Source organism: Streptomyces sp. NPDC037421, assembly GCF_055602105.1.
Map to the genome: position 1 here is coordinate 378,398 of NZ_JBVJWV010000001.1, position 20,373 is coordinate 398,770.

19 protein-coding genes are annotated in these 20,373 nt (G+C 74.9%); 7 read left to right on the forward strand and 12 right to left on the reverse strand.

Going from position 1 to position 20,373, the window contains the following annotated elements; all coding sequences use genetic code 11:
- Positions 1 to 63 precede the first annotated feature (63 nt).
- The gene (locus ACZ7IF_RS01620; protein ID WP_470961301.1) at positions 64 to 1,512 is read left to right on the forward strand and encodes an alpha/beta hydrolase; all 1,449 of its coding nucleotides are present in this window, start codon (positions 64 to 66) and stop codon (positions 1,510 to 1,512) included.
- On the opposite strand, the gene ACZ7IF_RS01625 is transcribed toward ACZ7IF_RS01620, so the two are convergent.
- Positions 1,490 to 2,944, reverse strand: coding sequence for a carboxylesterase/lipase family protein (locus tag ACZ7IF_RS01625; RefSeq protein WP_470961303.1), 1,455 nt, complete (start codon positions 2,942 to 2,944; stop codon positions 1,490 to 1,492). The genes ACZ7IF_RS01620 and ACZ7IF_RS01625 overlap by 23 nt on opposite strands.
- A gap of 278 nt (positions 2,945 to 3,222) precedes the next feature.
- Between ACZ7IF_RS01625 and ACZ7IF_RS01630 the strand changes: the two genes are divergently transcribed.
- Positions 3,223 to 3,510: a chaplin gene (locus ACZ7IF_RS01630; RefSeq protein ID WP_125603764.1), complete on the forward strand. Its 288-nt coding sequence runs from the start codon at positions 3,223 to 3,225 to the stop codon at positions 3,508 to 3,510.
- A gap of 139 nt (positions 3,511 to 3,649) precedes the next feature.
- Here the strand turns inward: ACZ7IF_RS01630 and ACZ7IF_RS01635 are convergent, their stop codons facing one another.
- From ACZ7IF_RS01635 to ACZ7IF_RS01660, 6 genes are all read right to left on the reverse strand, one after another.
- On the reverse strand, positions 3,650 to 4,513 hold the full coding sequence (locus ACZ7IF_RS01635) for a tyrosinase family protein (RefSeq protein ID WP_470961305.1): 864 nt from the start codon (positions 4,511 to 4,513) through the stop codon (positions 3,650 to 3,652).
- Between the two features lie 26 nt (positions 4,514 to 4,539).
- The gene (locus ACZ7IF_RS01640) at positions 4,540 to 4,908 is read right to left on the reverse strand and encodes a tyrosinase family oxidase copper chaperone (protein ID WP_470961307.1); all 369 of its coding nucleotides are present in this window, start codon (positions 4,906 to 4,908) and stop codon (positions 4,540 to 4,542) included.
- A 67-nt stretch (positions 4,909 to 4,975) separates the two neighbouring features.
- A complete protein-coding gene (locus ACZ7IF_RS01645) occupies positions 4,976 to 5,536 on the reverse strand; it encodes a GNAT family N-acetyltransferase (RefSeq protein ID WP_470961309.1) in 561 nt (186 codons plus the stop codon).
- A gap of 79 nt (positions 5,537 to 5,615) precedes the next feature.
- Complete coding sequence (locus ACZ7IF_RS01650) at positions 5,616 to 6,773, reverse strand: acyl-CoA dehydrogenase family protein (RefSeq protein ID WP_470961311.1); 1,158 nt, start codon at positions 6,771 to 6,773, stop codon at positions 5,616 to 5,618.
- Positions 6,770 to 7,960, reverse strand: a complete 1,191-nt coding sequence (locus tag ACZ7IF_RS01655; protein WP_470961313.1) for an acyl-CoA dehydrogenase family protein — start codon at positions 7,958 to 7,960, stop codon at positions 6,770 to 6,772. Before ACZ7IF_RS01655 ends, ACZ7IF_RS01650 begins: the two co-directional genes overlap by 4 nt.
- The gene (locus tag ACZ7IF_RS01660; protein WP_470961315.1) at positions 7,957 to 8,934 is read right to left on the reverse strand and encodes an NADPH:quinone oxidoreductase family protein; all 978 of its coding nucleotides are present in this window, start codon (positions 8,932 to 8,934) and stop codon (positions 7,957 to 7,959) included. The genes ACZ7IF_RS01655 and ACZ7IF_RS01660 overlap by 4 nt, the downstream gene beginning before the upstream one ends.
- Before the next feature lie 300 nt (positions 8,935 to 9,234).
- Here ACZ7IF_RS01660 and ACZ7IF_RS01665 point away from each other — a divergent pair, with 300 nt between their 5' ends.
- From ACZ7IF_RS01665 to ACZ7IF_RS01680, 4 genes are all read left to right on the forward strand, one after another.
- Positions 9,235 to 10,356 carry a hypothetical protein gene (locus ACZ7IF_RS01665; RefSeq protein ID WP_470961317.1) on the forward strand — a complete coding sequence of 374 codons (1,122 nt, stop codon included), beginning with the start codon at positions 9,235 to 9,237 and terminating at the stop codon, positions 10,354 to 10,356.
- A 53-nt stretch (positions 10,357 to 10,409) separates the two neighbouring features.
- The gene (locus ACZ7IF_RS01670; RefSeq protein WP_470961319.1) at positions 10,410 to 11,309 is read left to right on the forward strand and encodes an SDR family oxidoreductase; all 900 of its coding nucleotides are present in this window, start codon (positions 10,410 to 10,412) and stop codon (positions 11,307 to 11,309) included.
- 70 nt (positions 11,310 to 11,379) lie between these two features.
- A complete protein-coding gene (locus ACZ7IF_RS01675) occupies positions 11,380 to 13,224 on the forward strand; it encodes an SMI1/KNR4 family protein (protein WP_470961321.1) in 1,845 nt (614 codons plus the stop codon).
- On the forward strand, positions 13,221 to 14,018 hold the full coding sequence (locus ACZ7IF_RS01680) for a hypothetical protein (RefSeq protein WP_470961323.1): 798 nt from the start codon (positions 13,221 to 13,223) through the stop codon (positions 14,016 to 14,018). Before ACZ7IF_RS01675 ends, ACZ7IF_RS01680 begins: the two co-directional genes overlap by 4 nt.
- Here ACZ7IF_RS01680 and ACZ7IF_RS01685 read toward each other — a convergent pair.
- The 5 genes from ACZ7IF_RS01685 to ACZ7IF_RS01705 form a co-directional block, all read right to left on the reverse strand.
- Positions 14,005 to 14,850 carry an enoyl-CoA hydratase/isomerase family protein gene (locus ACZ7IF_RS01685; RefSeq protein WP_470961325.1) on the reverse strand — a complete coding sequence of 282 codons (846 nt, stop codon included), beginning with the start codon at positions 14,848 to 14,850 and terminating at the stop codon, positions 14,005 to 14,007. The two genes, ACZ7IF_RS01680 and ACZ7IF_RS01685, sit on opposite strands and share 14 nt — an antisense overlap.
- 42 nt (positions 14,851 to 14,892) lie before the next feature.
- Positions 14,893 to 15,657 carry a PIG-L deacetylase family protein gene (locus ACZ7IF_RS01690; protein WP_470961327.1) on the reverse strand — a complete coding sequence of 255 codons (765 nt, stop codon included), beginning with the start codon at positions 15,655 to 15,657 and terminating at the stop codon, positions 14,893 to 14,895.
- 74 nt (positions 15,658 to 15,731) lie between these two features.
- Positions 15,732 to 17,042 (reverse strand): alpha/beta fold hydrolase, encoded by a 1,311-nt coding sequence (locus tag ACZ7IF_RS01695; RefSeq protein ID WP_470961329.1) that lies wholly within the window; start codon positions 17,040 to 17,042, stop codon positions 15,732 to 15,734.
- A gap of 150 nt (positions 17,043 to 17,192) precedes the next feature.
- Complete coding sequence (locus tag ACZ7IF_RS01700) at positions 17,193 to 18,278, reverse strand: S-(hydroxymethyl)mycothiol dehydrogenase (RefSeq protein ID WP_470961331.1); 1,086 nt, start codon at positions 18,276 to 18,278, stop codon at positions 17,193 to 17,195.
- 94 nt (positions 18,279 to 18,372) lie between these two features.
- On the reverse strand, positions 18,373 to 19,332 hold the full coding sequence (locus ACZ7IF_RS01705; protein WP_470961333.1) for a LysR family transcriptional regulator: 960 nt from the start codon (positions 19,330 to 19,332) through the stop codon (positions 18,373 to 18,375).
- A gap of 71 nt (positions 19,333 to 19,403) precedes the next feature.
- Here ACZ7IF_RS01705 and ACZ7IF_RS01710 point away from each other — a divergent pair, with 71 nt between their 5' ends.
- Positions 19,404 to 20,333: a dihydrodipicolinate synthase family protein gene (locus tag ACZ7IF_RS01710; protein WP_470961335.1), complete on the forward strand. Its 930-nt coding sequence runs from the start codon at positions 19,404 to 19,406 to the stop codon at positions 20,331 to 20,333.
- Positions 20,334 to 20,373: the final 40 nt, after the last annotated feature.

Genomic DNA, 20,373 nt, shown 5'->3' on the forward strand with positions numbered 1-20,373 from the left:
CATCATTCGAACGGAAGCAGACCATCCCCAAACGGGGCAGCAACAGCCGGAGAGCCACCGCACATGTCGTACGAACCCGACGGCCAGGACCAGCCGCCGTACCGGCCGGAAGGGCAGCAGCCCGGCCGGCAGCAAGGCCGACAGCAGGGCCCGCCGCAGTACGCGCCCCAGGGCGGCCGGCCCCAGCCGCCGCACGGCCGCGCCCCGCAGGGAGCCGGCCCGTACGGCGGCCCGCCGCCGGGCCGGCCGCAGCCGCCCCGGCCCCCGCAGGGCCAGGACCAGTACCGCCCCGGCGGCTTCGACGAGCCCACGCAGGCGCAGCCCCGCTACGAGCGTCCGGACTACGAGCCGCCCCGCTTCGAGCAGCAGCGCCCCGGCCAGGCGTACCAGCCGGGTCCCGGGCAGCCCCCGTACGAGCAGCCGCAGTACGGCTACTCCGAGCCGCCCTACGGTGAGGAGCCGCGCCGCAAGTCCAAGGTGAAGCGCTGGATCATCGCGGGCGTCGCGGTCCTGGCCCTCGGCGGCATCGCGGCGGGCACGATGGCCTACTTCGAGATACCCCCCTTCACAGACAAGGGCAAGGACGTCTCCTTCGGCGGGCCCGCCGGCGACAAGAACGGCGCGGCCAAGCAGGCGCCGAACTCCAAGATGTCGATGCCCACCGGCCCGAAGACCGACTTCAAGAACACCTCGACCCTGAGCGACGGCACGCAGATCGGCGTGGCCACCGTCACCGGCAAGAAGTCCGGCTTCTCGGGCAAGGTCTGGGTGTGGGCGCCCAAGGAGTACAACGACCCGCAGTTCGCCAAGAGCGGCTTCCCGGTCATGATCGCCCTGCCGGGCGGCGCCGGCTACCCGAACAACTACTGGATGGGCACCGACCTGGGCCTCCAGACCAGCATCAGCAAGTGGTACCACGAGGGCAAGGGCAAGCCCTTCATCCTCGCCATGCCGGTGCTCAACCCGGGACCGGACGACAAGGGCGTCTACTGGGACGGCTCCGACATCCCCGGCCAGCCCAAGATGGGCACCTGGCTGACCGAGGACGTCCCGGACCTGATGCGGGAGAACTTCCGCACCATCAAGTCCCGTGACGGCTGGGCCTTCATGGGCTCCTCCACCGGCGGCTTCGCCGGCCTGAAGGCCGTGCTGAAGCACCCGGACAAGTTCAAGGCCGTGATCGCCTCCGGCCCGGACATCGTCCCGGACTCCTCCCTGTGGAAGGGCTACGACAAGGAGAAGGCCGAGAACAACCCGGAGATCCTCGCCAAGCAGCTCATCGACAAGAAGGGCCCGGACGTCTACCTGGCCTTCCAGGTCGGCGACAACGAGAGCAACAAGAAGACGCTGCCGGACGTGCAGAAGTTCGTCCAGACGTACACCAAGGGCCCCATCCACACCAGCCTGAGGGTGATCCCCGGCGGCCAGCACAACGCCAAGACCTACGTGCCGAACATGGGCCTGGGACCGATGGAGTTCATCAGCAAGGTCATGGAAGGACCAGTGGAGTAACAGCCTCCGCGCCCCGCACTGCCTCCGGCTCCGGCCCGTCGAAGAACTTCGGCGGGCCGTCGCCGTCCCAGGGCGCCCAGCCGGGATCCCCGGTCGCGGCGAAGCGGACCCAGGCCCCGTGCATCTCGTCGGCCAGCGCCTGCGGGGCGTCCGGCCCGGCCAGCCACGTGGACTCCGGCACCCCCAGGGTGTCGAAGACGAACCCCAGTTCCAGGGCGTGGCAGGCGCCCAGGCCCGGTACGCCGCTGGGCCAGCGGAACTCGTAGAGGTGGCTCGGGGCCGGGCGCGGGGCCCCGGCGATCCTGCGCAGCGGGTCGCGCAGCAGCCGGTCGGTGATCAGGTGCCCGGCGAGGTCGGCCGGGGAGGCCCCGGGCAGCGCGGCGCGCAGCGCCCGTACGGCCGCCCGGTCCTTGCCGCTGCGCAGCCGGCCCAGCGCCACGGCCGCCGGCCCGAGCCGGTCCAGCAGCCGCGTGCCGCCGGTCGGCGCGAGCCACAGCCGGTGCTCCTCGGCGGTCCAGCCCAGCAGCAGCGGCACCTTCGAGGCGGTGGCCGCCTCCAGCGGGTCGGCGGGCAGCGAGTCCGGGTCGGTGACCAGCCCGAAGGCGGGACCGCCGAGCACCGGGGAGGAGCGCCGCAGCACCGCCGCCTGGGCGGCGAGCAGCGCGGGCAGGCCCACCCCCGCGAAGGCCCGCGCGGTGGCGGGCACGTTGAGCAGCGAGGCCATCCGCCGCACCATGGTCCGCACCCCGTCGCGCGGCAGCGCCTCGGGGGCGCCGCTCTGCAGGACGGCCCGGGCGAAGAGGCCCTGGGCCCGGGGTGCGCCGAGCAGGGCGCCGACGCTGATGGCGCCGGCGGACTCGCCGAAGACGGTGACCCGGGCGGGGTCGCCGCCGAAGGCCGCGATGTTGTCCCGCACCCATTCGAGGGCGGCGATCTGGTCGAGCAGACCCCGGTTGGCGGGCGCGTCGGGGAAGAGCCCGTAGCCGAGGACGCCGAGCCGGAAGTTGACCGAGACGAGCACGATCCCGTCGCGGGCGAACGCCGAGCCGTCGTAGACGGGGACGGCCGAGGAGCCGCGGGTGTGGGCGCCGCCGTGCAGCCACACCATGACGGGCAGGCCGGCCCCGGGAGCCGGGTCCGGGGTCCATACGTTCAGGTTCAGGCAGTTCGCGCCGGGGACCTTCGGATCGGGCAGCAGGGCGGCGAAGGCCGGCGGGTAGGGCACCTTGGGCGCGGTGGGCCCGAACGCCCCGGCGTCGCGTACGCCGTCCCAGGCGGCCGGGGGCCGCGGGGCGTCGAACCGGCGGGAGCCGACGGGCGCGGCCGCGTAGGGGATCCCCCGGAAGACGGCGGTCCCGTCACTCTCCCAGCGGCCCTCCACGACGCCCGCTCCGGTACCGGCCCGCGGCCGTCCGCCGTCCGCTGCGCTCATCCGTGCTCTCCTCACCGGGGTGTCCTCCGGGGCACCGTCGCACAGGCGTCCAGGGCCTGACAAGGCACGATCGGGTCGCGCGGAACGGATCGCGCCGGGCCGGGAGTGTCGCTTGTGCGGCCGGGAAACGGTCACTCGGGTACGGACGTACTCCGGCTCTGTCCGTTTTCGTGTCACCCGGTAGCCGAACGGGCCGTGACCACTCGGCTTCCGACGCGTTGTACGCCATGTCACAAGCCGCAGCGATGCGGCGCCCCACATCTCATGAGGAGATCTTGATGTCGCGTATCGCGAAGGCATTCGCCATCACCGCTGTGGCGGGCACCGCCGTGGCCGCCGGTGCGGGTCTGGCTGTCGCCGATGCCGGAGCGCACGGTGCGGCGGTCGGCTCCCCCGGTGTCGGGTCGGGCAACGTGGTGCAGGTCCCGGTCCACATCCCGGTCAACGTCTGCGGCAACACCGTGAACGTGATCGCCCTGCTGAACCCGGCCTTCGGCAACACCTGCGTCAACGCCTCCGGTGGCGGCGACAAGCACCACACCGAGGGCGGCAGCTACGGCGAGTGATCATCTCGCCCGCCTGACCGGCTGAAGGGCCCCCGCCGTACTCGTACGGCGGGGGCCCTTTCCGTGTCCGCGTGCGGCTTCCGTGCGGCTCCGCGCGTCGGCGGGGTGGCGGCCCCCTGTGCTGCTCGGGGGCCGCCGGTCACTCGTAGCGGTAGACGCCCCGGTGCCCCAGCGTCTCGCGCGGGGTCACGTCCCACGGGGGCATCGGCTCGTCCAGGGAGATGACCCGGCCGCGCTGGAGGTCGCCCAGCTCCAGGGGGGCCGCCGGCAGGTAGCCGGAGCCGGGGTGGCGCTGCTGCCAGCGGTCCCAGAGCAGGTCCACGAAGGCGTGGTGCAGCCAGAAGGCCGGGTCGTTGGGGGCGGTGCCGCCGGTCATGTGGCCGCCGATCCACTGGTGGACCTTGTTGTGGTTGCGCCAGCGCTCGCTCCTGGGCGCGGCCCAGCCCTCCAGCTTGTTGCGGAAGCCGCCGTCGCGGGCGGTGGAGTCCCAGGGCGCGGAATCGTAGACGGGGTCGTCGAGGGCCCACTGGAGTTCGGCGGCGGTCGGCAGCGTGATCGGGTTGGCCGGCCGGCCGAGGTTGCGGGTGAGGAAGCGGGCCTCGCTGACGCCGACGGTGACCGTCCAGTTGCCCCGCTCGTAGGCGAAGGGGCCCGTGGTCACCTGGCGGTCGCCCTCCCGGCCGGTGCCGCCGAGGAAGTCCTCGGCCCAGAGGGAGGAGGCGGGGCTGTTGTCGGTGGTCCAGTCCCAGTACGGGATGGAGACCTGCGGGTCGACGGCCCTCAGCCGCTGCTCGAATTCCAGCAGGTAGCGCCGGTGCCAGGGGAAGAACGAGGGGGACATGTGCCCGACGCGCAGCCTCCGCTCCCGGTCGGGGACGAAGTAGGTGCCGTGGGTGCGGACGAACTCGTCGTAGGTGCCGTTGCGCTTGAGTTCCAGCAGGGCGGCCGTGAACCGCTTCTTCTGGGCGCTGGTCAGGTTCTTCTGGTTCTGCCGGGTGTACAAGGCGGTGCTCCTCCCGTTCCCGTCCGTCAGCCGTGGTGCGGTGCCGCGAAGGCCAGTTGGCTGGTGCCGAGTTCGTCGACGGCGGCGCGGGCGAGTTCCAGCGGGGTCTCGTAGGACTCGAAGTGGTTGACCCCGCTGAGGTAGCTCCCGTCGGCACGGCGCATGACGTGCAGGGGCCGGCCGTCGATGCGGACCTGCGCGGAGGCCAGGTCCACGCTGATGTGGCGGCCGCGGTACGTCTCCTCGGCGAGCGGGGCCGGGGTGAGGGTCTGGCGGGGGCCCCGGGCGCGCAGTACGGGCGCCAGGGCCGCGGCCACGCCGCCCGCCACGGCCGCGCCGAAGGCCGTACGCAGGACCGCGCGGCGGGTCAGTGGTGCGGCGGGTGCTGCGTACATACGGTCTCCCTCGCTCGGCGGTCGGTGTCCACCGGTCCAACGAGGAGCGGCCGTGGGAGGTCACCTGTCACCTGGTCCGCTCGGGGTGCTCGGGGTGCTCGGGGTGCTTCGGGTGCTCGTAGAAGAGGGTGGTGGGGCGCAGTACTCCGGCCGGGTCGGTGGCGTAGTCGGGGATGGCGCCCGCCTCGGTCCAGCCGGCGGAGCGGTAGACGTGCTCGGCGCCGCTGCCGGTCTCGGTGTCGAGGAAGAGCAGGACGATCCCGGCGAGGGCGGCTTCCCGTTCGGCCTCGGCCAGCAGCGCACGGGCGGTGCCGCGGCCCCGGGCGGCGGGGTGGCCCATGAGCTTGCGCAGCTCGGCGCGGTGGCGGCCGTTGGGCTTGGACTCCCGGTACCAGCCGACGGTGCCCTCCAGGCGGCCGTCGGCGCCGCGGGCGGCCCAGAGCGCGAGGGATCCCTCCTCGACGGCGGGCAGCAGGCCGTCCCACCAGGCGGCGGCGCCCTCGTGGTCCAGGCCGGCGAGGAAGCCGAGGGAGGCCCCGCCGCCGACGATGCCGACGAGCAGGGAGGCGAGTTCGCGGCGGTGGGCGGCGAGGGCGGTGGCGGTGAGCCGGGTGATCGTTGCCGTCATGCGGTGAGCATGGGAACCGGCCGGCGGCGGGGCGGGGGCGGGGCACCGCCGGTCAGGGCCACACCCCCGCCCCGTCGGGTCAGGGCGCCGGGAGTTCCGCGAAGTCGGCCACCAGGCCGCGGTGGTGGCCGACGGTGCCCAGGGCGAGGGAGTCGGCCTTGGCGCGCTTGAGGTAGAGGTGGGCGGGATGCTCCCAGGTCATGCCGATGCCGCCGTGGAGCTGGACGCACTCCTCGGCCGCGCGGACGGCGACCCCGGAGCAGTACGCCTGGGCGACGGCGACCGTGAGCGGGGCGTCCGGGGCGCCGGTGGCCAGGGCGTCGGCGGCGGCGCGGGCGGCCGCCCGGGCGGAGGCCACGTCCAGCCACAGCCGCGCGAGGCGGTGCTTGAGGGCCTGGAAGGAGCCGACGGGGCGGTTGAACTGGTGGCGGCCCCGTACGTGCGCGACGGTCTCGGTCAGGCACCACTCGGCGAGCCCGAGCTGTTCCGAGGCCAGCAGTCCGGCGCCGGACAGCAGGGCTCCGGCGACGGCCGCCCGCGCGCTGGCGGGGTCCGCGAGGCGGGTGGCGGCGGCGCCGTCGAGGGTGACGTCGGCGAGCGGCCGGGTCAGGTCCAGGGGGACCCGGGGGGTCAGGGCGGCGCGGTCCGCGGGGACGGCGTACAGCCCGGTGTCGGCCAGGACCAGCAGGACGTCGGCGGCCACCGCGTCCGCGACCGAGGTGACGGTGCCGCTGAGCACCCCGGCGCCGCTGTCGTGGACCGGCGCCGGCAGGGGTGCGCCGGGGGCCAGGGTGAGGGGGAGGGCGGGGACGCAGACCAGTCGGCCGGACGCGGCCTCGCCGACCAGGGCGGCGGCTTCGGCGTTGTCGCAGGCGACGGCGAGCAGGATCTCCGTCGCGAGGACGGAGGCCGTCAGGTACGGCACGGGTGCGACGGCCCGGCCCAGCTCCTCCAGGACGACGGCGGCCTCGCGGTGGCTCGCGCCCGCTCCGCCGAGCTTCTCGGGGACGAGCAGTCCGGCGGCGCCGATCCCGGCGGCTAGGGTGCGCCACAGCTCGGGGTCGTGGGGGTGGCCGGTCTCGGCCCGGGCGAGGACGCCGGCGGGGGCGCAGCGGTCGGCGAGCAGGGCGCGTACGGCGGCGCGCAGTTCCTCCTCGGTCTGCGAGTAGAGCAGGTCGTAGGGGGCGCTGGGGGCCGCCGGGCCGGGCTGCGGCGCCGGTGTGGACTGCGTCGTCATCGGGAGAGGTCCTTCCAGGCGGTGTCCTTGTCGTCGCGCGGTTCGGCGGGCAGGCCGAGGACGCGTTCGGCGACGATGTTGAGGAGGATCTCGCTGGTGCCGCCCTCGATGCTGTTGCCCTTGGCGCGCAGGTAGCGGTAGCCGGCGTCGCGGCCGGTGAAGTCGACGATCTCGGGGCGGCGCATGGTCCAGTCCTCGTACAGGAGGCCCTCCTCGCCGAGGAGTTCCACCTCCAGGCCGCTGATCTCCTGGTTGAGGCGGGCGAAGGTGAGCTTCATGCCGCTGCCCTCGGGGCCGGGCTGGCCGGCGGCGAGCTGCTGGCGCAGCCGTTCGCCGGTGAGGCGGGCCACCTCGGAGTCCACCCACAGTTCCAGCAGCCGCTGGTGCAGGGCGTGGGTGCGCAGGGCGGGGCGTTCGCGCCAGGCGGCGGCGACGGGGGCGATCATGCCGCCCTCGCGCGGGATCCTCATGCCGCCGATGGAGACGCGTTCGTTCATCAGGGTGGTGCGGGCGACGGCCCAGCCCTGGCCGACGGCGCCGAGGCGGTGGGTGTCGGGGATGCGGACGCCGGTGAGGAAGACCTCGTTGAACTCGGCCTCGCCGGTGATCTGGCGCAGCGGGCGGACCTCGACGCCGGGGGCGTGCATGTCGCACAGGAAGTAGGTGATGCCCTGGTGCTTGGGGAGGCCGGGGTCGGTGCGGGCGAGGAGGATGGCCCAGCGGGCGGTGTGGGCGCTGGAGGTCCACACCTTCTGGCCGTCGACCACCCATTCGCCGGCCGCTTCGTCGAGGACGGCGCGGGTGCCGAGGGCGGCGAGGTCGGAGCCGGCTCCGGGTTCGCTGAAGAGCTGGCACCAGACCTCCTCCCCCAGCCAGAGGGGGCGCAGGAAGCGGGCCTTCTGCTCCTCGGTGCCGTAGGCGAGGATCGTGGGCGCGGCCATGCCGAGGCCGATGCCGATCCGGCGGGGGTCGTTGCCGGGGGCTCCGGCGGCCTCCAGTTCGGCGTCCACGACGGCCTGGAGGGTGCGGGGGGCACCCAGTCCGCCGAGTCCCTCGGGGTAGTGGACCCAGGCGAGTCCGGCGTCGAAGCGGGCGCGCAGGAAGTCGGCGGGGGCGGTGGAGGCGGGCGGGTGGGCGGCGAGGAGGGCGCGGGTGCGGGCGAGGAGGTCCTCGGCGTCGGCGGTCATCGGGCGGCTCCCGGGTCCTGGGCCGGTACGACGACCAGCCGGCCGGTGGTGGTGCCGTCGGCGAGGCGCTGGACGGCGTCCGCGGCCCCGTCGAGCGCGACGCGTTCGCTGACGAGGGGTTTGACCGCGCCGTCGGCGGCGAGGCGGGTGAGTTCGGTGTGGCAGGCGAGGACGGCAGCGGGGTCCTTGGCGGCGTACAGGCCCCAGTGCAGGCCGAGTACGGCGTAGTTCTTGACCAGGGCGTGGTTGAGGGCGGGGGCGGGGACCGTGCCGCTGGCGAAGCCGACGACGACGATGCGGCCCTCGAAGGCGACGCACTTGGCGGAGGCGGTGTAGGCGTCGCCTCCGACGGGGTCGTAGACGACGTCGGCGCCGTGTCCGCCGGTGAACTCCTTGACGCGGGTGACGACGTCCTCGGTGGTGCGGTCGACGACGAGGTCGCAGCCGAGTTCCTCGGCGGTGCGGGCCTTGGCCTTGCCGCCGACGACCCCGATGACGGTGGCTCCGGCGGCCTTGCCGAGCTGGACGGCGGCGCTGCCGACCCCGCCGGCGGCGGCGTGCACGAGCAGGGTCTCGCCGCGCTGGAGGCGGGCCCTGCGGTGCAGGCCGAACCAGCCGGTCTGGTAGCCGATGTGCAGGGCGGCGGCCTCGGCGTCGTCCAGGGTGCCGGGGGCGGGGAGCAGGGCGCGGGCGGGGGCGGTGACGTACTCGGCGAATCCGCCGTGGGGCAGGCTCGGGTTGGCGATGACGCGCCGGCCGTCCTCGGTCAGGCCGCAGATCTCGACGCCCGGGGTGAAGGGCAGGGGCGGGCGGATCTGGTACTGGCCGCGGACGAGGAGCGCGTCGGGGAAGTTGACGTTCGCCGCGAGCACCCGGAGTTTCACCTCGCCCTCGCCGGGCACCGGTTCGGGGACCTCTTCGAGGCGCATGGCCTCGCGGGGTTCGCCGGTCGTGTGTACTCGCCATGCCTGCATCCGGGGCCTCCAGCCGCCGTCGAGGGACCACGCTCGGCGGCATACTAAGCGGTCGCTTGCCCCCTTGGGAACCCTCGTCCACGCCATCACCGCCGGGCGGGTTCCCGCCCCGCCCGGGGGCCGCCCACCCTCTCCGGAAATCGGACGAAGGAACGAAGAGTGAACGCCAGTACCTGGAGATAACATCAACAGGCCGCTTGCACAGGGCATATGACGCACCAGGGGATACCGCGAGCCCGGAGCCGACCGGTCCGGGCGCGCGTCTGCGCCACGCGCACACACCACGGGGGGAACCGAACGATGAACAGCACGCGCACGCGCCGGGCCGGATCGGCGGCCGCCGCCGCCCTCGTCCTGGCCGGAATCGTCACCGCCGCCGGACCCGCCGCGGCCTCCCCGTCCTGCACGCCCCGGATCCAGGTCCTGGGCTCCATCGGGTCCGGCGGCTACAACGTGGGCAACGAGCAGACCGAGGGGGTCCTCGCCCTCGGCACGGGCAACCTGTCCGTCGGCCTCTCCGGCGGCAAGCCCGTCTACTGGACCGGCACCCGGCTCCACAGGGTCCCGGTGCCGGAGGCCGGCCTCTCGGGCGCGGTGGTCGCCGTGAACAAGGACGGGCTGATGGTGGGCACCGTCCACGGCGCCGAGGGGTACCTCTTCACGTACCGGGCCGGCGACGCCGCCGTCACCCGTCTGCCGGGGAGCGACTGGCTGTCCGACGACGCCGACGTCAACGACGCCGGCTACGTCGTCTCGCGCACCCGGTCGGGCCAGGGCACCGTGTGGAAGGACGGTCTGAAGGTCCGCGACCTGGCCGTGCCGGCGGACGCCGCACCCGGTACCCGGGTCGGCCTGGTCACCGGCATCAACAACAAGGGCGACGTCCTCGGCATGGCGCGCGAGGACTACGAGGTCCCCGAGACCGGCGCCCGCCTGGAGGGCACCTACCCCGTCCTCTGGCCCGCCGACGGCGGACCGGCCAAGGCCCTGACCCGCACCGCGAACGACAGCTGGGTACAGGACATCGACGAGAGCGGCCGCGTCGTCGGCTACGACTGGTACGGCATGGGCTATCAGTTCCGGCCGGTGACCTGGACCCCGCCGTACTCCGGGCCCGTCGGCGCCCCCGGGGCGCTGAAGACCCACCCGTACGGCACCTTCGAGGCGATCAGCCCGACCGGCAACGTCAGCGTCGGCACCGCCAAGTTCCACCCGGACGAGCAGACCCTGCCCGACCAGGCGCAGCTGTGGACGGGCACCGGGCCGGTACTCGCCCTGCCCCGGCTCGCCGCGAACCGGGCCAGCGCCGCCTCGTCGGTCTCCGACGACGGCCGGGTCGGCGGCGCGGCCGTCAACGCGGGCGGCACGCTGAAGCCGGTGATCTGGACCTGCGCGGCGAAGCAGGCGTACCTGCCGGAGTAGCGGCCGCCGTCACGGGCATGGCGATCTGCGCGCCGGCGCGCTATCGATGCCCCATGACGGACGAGATCAGGCGCGGCCTGCCCGCGCCGCCTCCGCTCGGCGCCGCCGCCCTGCCCCCCGGCACGTACGCGGGGCAGGTGGTCCTCGTGACCGGCGGCGGCACCGGGCTGGGCAAGGCCATCGCCGCCGAGTTCGCCCGGCTCGGCGCGGACCTGCTGATCGCGGGGCGCCGCGCGGGACAGCTGGAGGCGGCGCGCGAGGAGCTGGCGGCCGTACCCGGCGCGGGCCGGGTGGCGGCCGCGGTGTGCGACATCCGGGACCCCGAGCGGGTCTCGGAGGTCTTCGACGCCGCCGGGGCGGCGCTGGGGCCGCCGGACGTGCTGGTCAACAACGCCGCGGCGAACTTCCCCAGCCCCGCCGAGGACCTGTCGCCCAACGCCTGGCGGGCGGTGGTCGACACCACCCTGACCGGAACCTGGTTCATGACCCGCGAGTTCGGCCGGCGCCACCTCGCCGCCGGCACCCCGGGGGCGATCGTCAGCGTCGGCGCCTCGTACGCCTGGACCGGCGGCCCCGGCTTCGCCCACAGCGCCGCCGCCAAGGCCGGGGTGAAGAACCTGGTGGAGACCCTCGCCGTGGAGTGGGGCCCCTACGGCATCCGCGTCAACGGGCTGGTACCCGGGCTGTTCCCGCACGCCGACATGACCCAGGACATCCGGGGCGGTCTGGAGCGCGCCGCGCCGGACTCCAAGGACACCCGCCAGCCGGCCCTGCGGGTGGGCGCCCCGCGCGAACTGGGCTGGGCCGCCACCTTCCTGGCCTCGCCCTACGCCCGCTTCGTCACCGGCCACACCCTGGTGGTCGACGGGGCGAACTGGCAGCGCCGGGCCCTGGTCCAGCCGGAGGTGGTACCGCTGCGCGAGCAGCTGGGGCGCGGGCCGTTCCATCCGTGAGCGGGGCGCGCCGCGCGGTCCGGCAAGGGCTCCTGAGGCGCTGTCAGTGGCGTGCGGCACCATCGGGGTCATGAAGATCGACGACTGGGAACCCTTCCTGCGTACCTGGAGCGCCGAGCGGGAGACGGCCATGCGCGCCGAGGCCCCCTCGGAGCCGCCCCTGGGCTGGCTGGGCTTCGACCCCGCTCCGCCGGAGCGGATAGCCGCGCTCGAAGCCCGGCTGGGGGCCCCGCTGCCGCCTTCGTACCGCTCCTTCCTGGAGGTCACCGACGGCTGGCGGTGGGCCGGGGAGTTCGTGGAGCTGCTGGCCCCGGCGGCGGAGGTGGGGCCGCTGCGGGAGCTGTCGGAGTACCTGTACGAGATGCTCAGCGAGTGGGAGCAGGAGGACCTCGACGCCGAGGACGAAGACGAGGACGAGGACTTCGGCGAGGAGGAGGACGCGGACGAGGAGGAGGAGCCGTACGAGTCCGCTCGGTGGGGCCGGGCGGTCCAGATCTCCCTGGAGGGGGACCAGACCTGGCTGATGCTCGACCCCGGTGACGTCAACGCCGACGGCGAGTGGGCCGCGTACCGGTACTCCAGCTGGAGCGGGGAAGGGCCGGAGCGGCACGAGTCCTTCGCCGACCTGATGTACGCCGAGTTCCAGAGCTTCCACGCCCTGCGCAAGCCCGACGGCGAGACCCGTCGGGCCGTGGCCGCCCAGGTGGAGCGGGCGCGCGGGGACCTGCTGGCGGGGCGCGCCGCCGAGGCGGAGCGGGCACTGGAGGAGGCGAGGCAGTTCGGATACGCGCCGGCGACGGTGTACCTGTTCCAGATACGGGCCCTGCGCGGGGAGCACTACATGCTGCCCGACGCCCGGTCCGAGCTGGCGCAGGGGGATCCGCTGCTCCGGCACGCCGTGCTGCCCGTACTCGCGGTGATCGCCGAGGGGGACTCGCGGCCGTTCCCGCCCGAGGACCCCGAACTCGACGGCTACCGGCAGCGCTACCGGGAGGGCGTCCACCGGGCCTGGCGGGACGAGGCCCTGGAGCGGGCGCGGGAACTCGCGCGGTGGGGGGACCCCGAGGAGGCCTGGCGGGTGCTGGCCGAGGAGGCGCTGCCCCGGTGGCGGCCGGTCGGCGACGGCCACGTGCTGCCGGTCGAGCTGATGGCCGACCCCTTCCTGCGGCCGCTGGTCACGGCGGAGCGGGCGGGCCGGATCCTGACGACCCCGCGCCCGGGGACGGCGGTGCCGCCGGGGCCCGCGCAGGCGGGACCTCAGGACCCGGGTTCGCTGCTGGAGCCGGGACCGGGTGCGTCCGCCCGCTGGATCGGGTTCGTGCGCGGCACGACCCCGCGCGGGCTGGCGCTGCGGCTCGGCGCGGATCCGGAGTCCCTGCGGCCGCCGCTGAGCGCGGTGGGGTCGGGGTGGCACCCGGCCTACGAGGACCGGGCCCGCCTGGGCGTGCTGCACGTCGGGGTCGCCGAGGACGGATGGAGCTTCGCGCTGGAGGCACACACCGACCGGGTGGCGCCGGGCGTGGCCCCGTTCCCGGGGGTCTCGCTGTGGCGGGAGTCGCCGGCCGAGCCCGTCCAGTTCCGGTACGCCGACCCGGAGGGCCGGGTCGTCTGGTCGCTGACGGCTCCCCCGGGCGCCCCGTACGACCCCGAGGGACCGCTGGCGCGCGGCGGGACCGAGCCTGGACTTCTGGACCCGGAGCTGGCCGCCGCCGGCCTGCTCCGCGCGGACGGCCGCGTCCAGGGCCGGGACCCGGGCCTGGTGGCGGTGGTCGCCCGCCACTTCGGGCTCCGCCCGACCCCGGGCACGTCCCGGCGCGAGCTGCTGCCGGTCCTGCGCGTACCCCGCCGTGCGCAGCAGCCGGCGGCCGCGTACTGGGAGCGCGTCGACGGCCCCGTGCAGGAGGCCGGGGAATGAGCCTCGCCGGACTGGCCTTCGACCAGTGGCGTTCGCTCGCCCCCACCGCCGCACGCCGCCTCGCGCAGGAGGCCGCGGCCCGCACGGGCGGGCGGCTGCGCCGCTTCGAGACGGTCCCGCACCTGGGCGGGACCGTGCACCGGGCGCTGATCGAGCGCGAGGGCCGGGAGTTCGCGCTCATACCCGGCGGCCGTGTGCGCCTCGGCTTCGACACCGCGGCCTGGCGGCCCACGCCGGAGCAGGAGGCGGACTACGCGGAGAGCCTGAGCGAGGGCTTCGCCTTCGCACCGGACCTGCGGACCCATCTCGCCGGGCAGCTCAGCCCGGTCCGGACCGCGGAGCTGGCCGCCGTGCTGATGGCGGTGGAGGACGAGAAGCTGACGGAGCTGCCCGCCGATACCCCGGCCGAACTGGCCGGGCGGGGGCTGCGGATGCCGAGCGCCGACGAGTGGGAGCACGCCTGCGGGGCGGGAGCCCGCACCCTGTTCCGGTGGGGCGACGGCTGCCCGTTGACCGAGGAGGCGTACGGGAAGGGCGGGATCCGCGACGAGCCGAACGCCTTCGGACTGCGCATCGCCTACGACAGCTACACCGCGGAGCTCAGCGACGGCCGGGCGGCCGTGCACGGCGGGGACGGCGGCGAAGCCGTCTGCGGCGGGTACGGGCGGCTGCTCGGGTGGCTGCCGCTGGCGACGGCGCAGTGCAACCCGGGCGCGGCGGAGTTCGCGTACGGGCCGGAGGGGGAGGACGCGTGGGACGCCTTCTCGGTGCGGCCGGTGGTCACGCTCCTCTGAAATGAGGGGGCCGGCGGGCGGCCTTGGCTCCGTAGCCCTCCGCCGCGTCCTCCGAGGTGAGGGTGAGGGCCGCCGTCATGGCGACCCGGTCCAGGGCGGCGGGCAGGGCGGCGTCGGCGTAGGTGTCGATCGAGCGCTTGATGCCCTGGACGGCGAGCGGGGCGTTCGCCGCGATCTCGGCGGTCAGGGCGCGGGCCTCGGCGTCCAGGCCGGCCCGGGGGACGACCATCTGGACCAGGCCCAGGCGCTCGGCGGTGGCCGCGTCGATCCTGCGGCCGGTCAGGGCGAGCAACTTGGCCCAGCCCGCGCCGGCCTCCCGGGCGATGCGCAGGTCGCCGCCGGCGTCCACCGCCACACCCAGCCGGGCCTCGGGCAGGGCGAAAACGGCGTCGGCGGCGGCGACCCGGATGTCGGCCATCAGGGCCAGTTCGAAGCCGAAGCCCAGGCAGTAGCCCTGGACTGCGGCGACGACCGGCTGCGGCAGGCGGGCGAGGACCGAGAAGCGCTCGTGGACCCAGCGGATGCCCTCGTAGTAGTTGCGGGTCCGTTCGGCGGCCGAGCCACCCGTGATGGCGCCGCCGGGGGCGGTCACGTCGATGCCCGCGCAGAAGGCCCGGCCCTGCGCGCGCAGCAGGACCGCGCGCACCTCCGGGTCGAAGCGGATCCGGTCGGCGAGCAGGCCCAGCTGGCGGGTGGACTCCCAGCTCCAGCCGTTGAGCTTGTCCGGGCGGCAGAGGGTGAGGAGCGCCAAGCCGTCCTCGACGTCCAGCCGGATGCGCTCCGCGCCCTCGCCCACCTCCCTGCCGACCGTGTCGATCACCTTGTACCGCACCCCCGAAGTCAACTGACGGAACGTCAGCTTAGGGGGGTCCGGTCAGCGGGGGAAGACCTCGAACGGCACCGCCGGACGGCCGCCGAAGCGGGCCGCCGTCTGCTCGACGTTGCCGGTGAGGAAGTTGCGTACGTACTCCTCGGGATCCTGGTCGGTCAGCGCGGAGATGTACGCCTTGTGTTCCAGCAGGGACCGGATCGCGCGCTCCAGGCCGGGGCCGGCGTCGACGGCGTGGGTGGGCGTGGAGGTGTTCGCCACCGCGACCCAGCGCACCCCGTCCCACGGCTCCAGGCCCTGCTCGGAGACGAGTTCGGGGAAGATCCACCGGTTGCCGGCGTCGGCTGCGGCGTCGAGCACGGCCCGGCCGACGGCCTTGTGGTCGGGAGTGTTCCAGTACCCGCCGCCGCCCGCCCCGCCCCAGGTGTCACGGTGGTTCAGCGTGATCACCAGCTCGGGGCGGTGCCGCCGGATGGCCGCCGCGATGTCCCGGCGCAGGCCGAGGCCGTACTCGACGACCCCGTCGCGGTGGTCGAGGAACTCCACCGTGGAGACCCCGACGACCGCCGCGCTCGCACGCTGCTCGGCCTCGCGCAGCGGACCGCACTCGTCCGGGGCGACCCCGTCGATGCCCGCCTCGCCGCGCGTGGCGAGGAGGTAGGCGACCTCGCGGCCGCCGTCCGTCCATTCGGCGATGGCGGCGGCGCAGCCGTACTCCAGGTCGTCGGGGTGCGCGACGACCGCGAGGGCGCGCCGCCAGTCGGCGGGCATCGGCTGCAAGGGCGGCTGCTGCTCAGCTTGTTCGGTCATACGCCGCACAATAGGCGACGCTCCCCTGCCGGGCCTGGACGGGGAAGGCCGTCGCGTCGCCGCGTTCCGCTCTCCTAGACCTCGTCGCGGACCAGGGACAGCAGCCGGTCCAGGACGCGGGGGCCGCCCGCGCGGACGCCGTCGTGTTCGAACTCGTCCGTCACCCACGTCCGCAGGCCGCGGATGGCCCGGGCCGTGGCCAGGGAGTGGGCGGTGTCCACGTACATGTCGTCGTGGTAGACCGCGGCCGCCACCGGGACCTCGTTGGCGGCGAGCCGGGCCGGGTCGTACAGGGGCGCCCACCCCGTGCGGGACGCCAGGTGGCCGGCGGTCTCGCGGAGGGGGGCGAGGGCCGGGTCGCTGGTGAAGTGCCAGGGGTGGATGGTCTCGCCGGTGAAGAGCACCGGGTCGTCGCCCGCGAGGGCCTTCGCGGCGTCGAAGCGGGGGTGTGCGGCGCGGACCCGTTCGGCTGCCCAGGCGGTGGGGGCCGCCGGGTCCTGGGCGTAGATCGACTCGTGGAGCAGGGCGTAGAGGGGGTGGCCCGCGAACGAGAGGCGGGTGTGGGCGGCGTGCAGGAAGGCGTCCGAGAGGACGGGACCCGCCGGGGTGGTGACGAAGGCGTCTTCCAGGAGGTAGTGCAGCTGGTGGCTGCCGTCTCCGGCGCCGAGGACCAGGCCGAGGGACTGGAAGGCCTCGACGGTGAGCCGGTAGCCGCCGGGGAGTTCGGCGGGGCGCTCGGCGAGGTGGGCGGCGATGCGGCGGGCGCGTTCGACGTCCATGGGGTAGCGGGCGTAGTGGGCGAGGTTCTTGCGCTCGATGCGGGGGTACGCGGCCTCGTACACCTCGGTCGCGGTGGCGTCGAGAGAAGGCAGTCCGCCGGTGATCAGGGCGGCGGACAGTCCCTCGGGCGCGGTGGAGAGGTAGTGGGTGGTGCAGAACCCGCCGAAGCTCTGGCCGAGCACGGTCCAGGGGGCGCCTGCGGTCAGGGCGGGGCGGATGGCCTCGGCGTCGCGGACGATGGAGTCGGCGCGGAAGTGGGCGAGGTACGCGGCCTGCTCGGCCGGGGTGCCGCGCGCGGGCAGGGTCTGCCGGTTGACGGGGGTGGAGCGGCCGGTGCCGCGCTGGTCCAGGAGGAGCACCCGGTAGTCGGCGAGGGCCCGTTCCAGCCAGGCCTGGCGTCCGGTGAAGCGCCGCGCCCCGAAGCCGGGACCGCCCTCCAGGTACAGCAGCCAGGGCAGCCGCTCGGGATCCTTGTCGTGTCCGACCACCTCGCGGGCGTACAGCTCGATGCGCTCCCCGTCGGGGCGGTCGTGGTCGAGCGGCACGGTGAAGCGGTGGTCGGTCAGGACGACACCGGGCTGGCGGTAGCTGCGCGGGAGGGTCACGGACGGCCCCTGGGGTCTGGGTGCGGATCCCCTCCCCCGCGCCTTCGCCGGATCGCGGCGGGGCCCGGGACCGGGGCTGACGTCCCGGCCGAGTTTAGGCCCCCGGGGCCGGGCCGGCCTTCGCCGCCGGCCCGGCCCCGGGTCGGCGGCTCAGAAGCCGACCACCGAGCGGAGCACCTCGCCGCGCTCCATGCGGGCGAAGGCCTCCTCTACCCCGTCGAGCGGGATGGTCTCGGAGACGAAGGCGTCGAGGTCGAGCCGGCCCTGGAGGTAGAGGTCGACCAGCAGCGGGAAGTCACGCTCGGGCAGGCAGTCCCCGTACCAGGAGGACTTGAGCGCGCCGCCGCGCCCGAAGACGTCCAGGAGCGGGAGTTCGAGCTGCATCTCGGGCGTCGGTACGCCGACCAGGACCACGGTGCCGGCCAGGTCGCGGGCGTAGAACGCCTGCCGGTAGGTCTCGGGGCGGCCGACGGCCTCGATGACCACGTCCGCGCCGTTCCCGCCGGTCAGCTCCTGGATCGCCTTGACCACGTCCTCCGTGCGCCCGTTGACGGTGTGGGTGGCGCCGAGGCCGCGCGCCCACTCCAGCTTCCGCTCGTCCAGGTCGACGGCGATGATCCGCGAGGCGCCGGCCAGCCGGGCGCCGGCGACGGCCGCGTTGCCGACTCCCCCGCAGCCGATGACCGCGACCGAGTCGCCGCGCCCGACGTTGCCGGTGTTCAGGGCCGCGCCGAGGCCGGCCATCACGCCGCAGCCGAGCAGTCCGGCGGCGGCCGGGGAGGCGGCGGGGTCCACCTTGGTGCACTGTCCGGCGGCGACGAGCGTCTTCTCGGCGAAGGCACCGATGCCCAGGGCCGGGGAGAGCGGGGTGCCGTCCTCCAGGGTCATGGGCTGGGTGGCGTTGTGGGTGTTGAAGCAGTACCAGGGCCGGCCGCGCTTGCAGGCCCGGCAGGTGCCGCACACCGCGCGCCAGTTGAGGACCACGAAGTCGCCGGGGGCGACGGAGGTGACGTCGGGGCCGACGGACTCGACGACGCCGGCGGCCTCGTGGCCGAGGAGGAAGGGGAACTCGTCGTTGATGCCGCCCTCGCGGTAGTGCAGGTCGGTATGACAGACCCCGCAGGCCTGGACCTTGACGAGGGCTTCGCCGGGCCCCGGGTCGGGCACGAGGATCGTGGTCGTCTCCACCGGTGCGCCCTTGCTGCGCGCGATGACCCCTCGTACGCGATGTGTCACGTCGTACCCCGTTCTGTTCGGATCGGTCGGATCGGTCTGGATCATCGAACGTACACGGGCGGGGCTCCCCAAGGGAGTTGTGCGGGCCTTCGCGTCACCCGCCGCCTCCGGTTCCGGCCAGATCCGGCGGTACGGACGCGCGCAGCGCCGCGGCGAAGGCGGCCACGGCGGGGTGGGCGGCGGCGCCGCTGCGGAAGGCGACCTTGGTGCGGCGTTCCATGTGCAGGCGGGTGAGGGCGACGGCGGGGTCCGGGGGGCCGGTCACTCCCAGCTGGGGGACGACGGCCACTCCCTGCCCGGCCGCGACCAGCGCGAGGACGGTGTCGAACTCGTCGACCTGGTGGCGGATCCGGGGAGTGAACCCGGCCGCCTGGCAGGCCCGTACGGTCATGGCGTGGCAGAGGGTGCCGGGGGTGGCGGTGATCCACGGCTCGTCCTGGTGGGTGCGCAGGACCGCGCCCTGGTCGGGGCCGGTGACCGCGGCCGGGCCGGCGGTGGCGGTGGCGGGGGCCGGGTGCGGGACGGCCGGGGCGGCCAGGTACATCGCCTCCCCGTACAGCGGCCGGGTGGCCAGCCCGGGCTCCGGCGGCGCGGGGACGAAGTCGTACTCGTGGACCAGGGCCACGTCCAGGTCCCCGGCCCGCAGCGCGTGCGCGACCGCCGCCGGATCGGTCTCGCGGACCCTCGGTTCCAGCCCCGGGTGGCGCCGGGCCAGGTGGCCCAGGGCCGCCGGGACGATGGCCCGGGTCGCGGTGGGGAAGGAGCCGACGCGCAGGACGCCGGCGAGGCCGCTGCGGGCCTCCGCGAGGTCGGCGTCGGCCTGCTCCAGCCGTTCGAGGACGGCCTCGGCGTGGCGTACGAGGTTCTGGGCGGCCGGGGTGAGCCGGACGCGGCGGCCGGTGCGTTCCAGCAGGGGCAGGCCGGCCTCGCGTTCGAGGACGGCGAGCTGCTGGGAGACGGCGGAGGGGCTGAAGGCCAGGGCCTCGGCCACGGCGGCGATGGTGCCCCGGCGGGCGAGTTCCCGCAGGAGGCGCAGGCGGCGGACGTCGAGCATCGGCTCAGCTTACGGATCGGATAAGGAATGCGAACTGGATTCGGCGCTCGGTCCGGGCGAAGCTCTTCTGTATGCGACAGGAAACGGCACAGGCCGGACAAATCTCTGATAACACCCGTCTCGCCTTCGAAGGGATCCACGTCCCGCTCGTCACCCCCTTCACGCGCGGCGGGGAGGTCGCCGCCGAGGCGCTGGAGGCCCTCGCCCACGAGGTGCTCGACGCGGGGGCCGCCGGGATCGTGGCCCTCGGCACGACCGGGGAGACCGCCGCGCTCGACGGGGCGGAACGCGACCTGGTCACCGGGATCTGCGCCCGGGTCTGCGGGGAGCGGGGCGTGCCGCTCACGGTGGGGGCCGGGGCGAGCGGGACCCGGGCGAGCGAGGCGGCGCTGGCCCGGCTGGTGAGGTGGCCCGAGGCCCGGGCGGCGCTGGTGACCGTACCGTCGTTCGTACGGCCCTCGGCGGCGGGCGTGCTGGCGCATTTCACACGGCTGGCGGAGGTGAGCCCGCTGCCGCTGATCGTCTATCACATCCCGTACCGGACGGGGCAGCCGCTGGACGCGGACGCGCTGCGGGCGCTGGGCTCGCTGGCCGGGGTGGCCGGGGTGAAGTACGCGGCGGGCGGGATCGACGCGGAGACGGTGGCGCTGCTGGGCCGACTGCCGGACGGGTTCTCGGTCCTGGCCGGGGACGACGCGTACGCGTCCCCGATGCTGGCGCTCGGCGCCTCGGGCGCGGTGCTCGCCTCGGCCCATCTGGCCACGGAGCGGTTCGTGGAGCTCGCGGCGGCCTGGCGGGCCGGCGATGCCGGGCGCGCCCGGGGGCTGGGGCACGGGCTGGCGCGGGTCTCGGCGGCGGCCTTCGCGGAGCCGAACCCGGTGGTGGTCAAGGGTGTGCTGCACGCGCAGGGCCGGATCCCCACCCCGGACGTACGCCTGCCCCTGCTGCCCGCGTCCGGGCGGGCCGTGGACGCCACCCTGGAGGCGCTGGCCTCCCTCTGAGGATCCCGGAGCGGGCACCCGGATGGCCGGAATGCCCGTT

Coding starts and splice junctions, on each gene's coding strand:
- ACZ7IF_RS01620 (WP_470961301.1), top strand. CDS start 64: ATGTCGTACGAACCCGACGGCCAGGACCAGCCGCCGTACCGGCCGGAA.
- ACZ7IF_RS01625 (WP_470961303.1), bottom strand. CDS start 2,944: ATGAGCGCAGCGGACGGCGGACGGCCGCGGGCCGGTACCGGAGCGGGC.
- ACZ7IF_RS01630 (WP_125603764.1), top strand. CDS start 3,223: ATGTCGCGTATCGCGAAGGCATTCGCCATCACCGCTGTGGCGGGCACC.
- ACZ7IF_RS01640 (WP_470961307.1), bottom strand. CDS start 4,908: ATGTACGCAGCACCCGCCGCACCACTGACCCGCCGCGCGGTCCTGCGT.
- ACZ7IF_RS01645 (WP_470961309.1), bottom strand. CDS start 5,536: ATGACGGCAACGATCACCCGGCTCACCGCCACCGCCCTCGCCGCCCAC.
- ACZ7IF_RS01650 (WP_470961311.1), bottom strand. CDS start 6,773: ATGACGACGCAGTCCACACCGGCGCCGCAGCCCGGCCCGGCGGCCCCC.
- ACZ7IF_RS01655 (WP_470961313.1), bottom strand. CDS start 7,960: ATGACCGCCGACGCCGAGGACCTCCTCGCCCGCACCCGCGCCCTCCTC.
- ACZ7IF_RS01660 (WP_470961315.1), bottom strand. CDS start 8,934: ATGCAGGCATGGCGAGTACACACGACCGGCGAACCCCGCGAGGCCATG.
- ACZ7IF_RS01665 (WP_470961317.1), top strand. CDS start 9,235: ATGAACAGCACGCGCACGCGCCGGGCCGGATCGGCGGCCGCCGCCGCC.
- ACZ7IF_RS01670 (WP_470961319.1), top strand. CDS start 10,410: ATGACGGACGAGATCAGGCGCGGCCTGCCCGCGCCGCCTCCGCTCGGC.
- ACZ7IF_RS01675 (WP_470961321.1), top strand. CDS start 11,380: ATGAAGATCGACGACTGGGAACCCTTCCTGCGTACCTGGAGCGCCGAG.
- ACZ7IF_RS01680 (WP_470961323.1), top strand. CDS start 13,221: ATGAGCCTCGCCGGACTGGCCTTCGACCAGTGGCGTTCGCTCGCCCCC.
- ACZ7IF_RS01690 (WP_470961327.1), bottom strand. CDS start 15,657: ATGACCGAACAAGCTGAGCAGCAGCCGCCCTTGCAGCCGATGCCCGCC.
- ACZ7IF_RS01705 (WP_470961333.1), bottom strand. CDS start 19,332: ATGCTCGACGTCCGCCGCCTGCGCCTCCTGCGGGAACTCGCCCGCCGG.
- ACZ7IF_RS01710 (WP_470961335.1), top strand. CDS start 19,404: ATGCGACAGGAAACGGCACAGGCCGGACAAATCTCTGATAACACCCGT.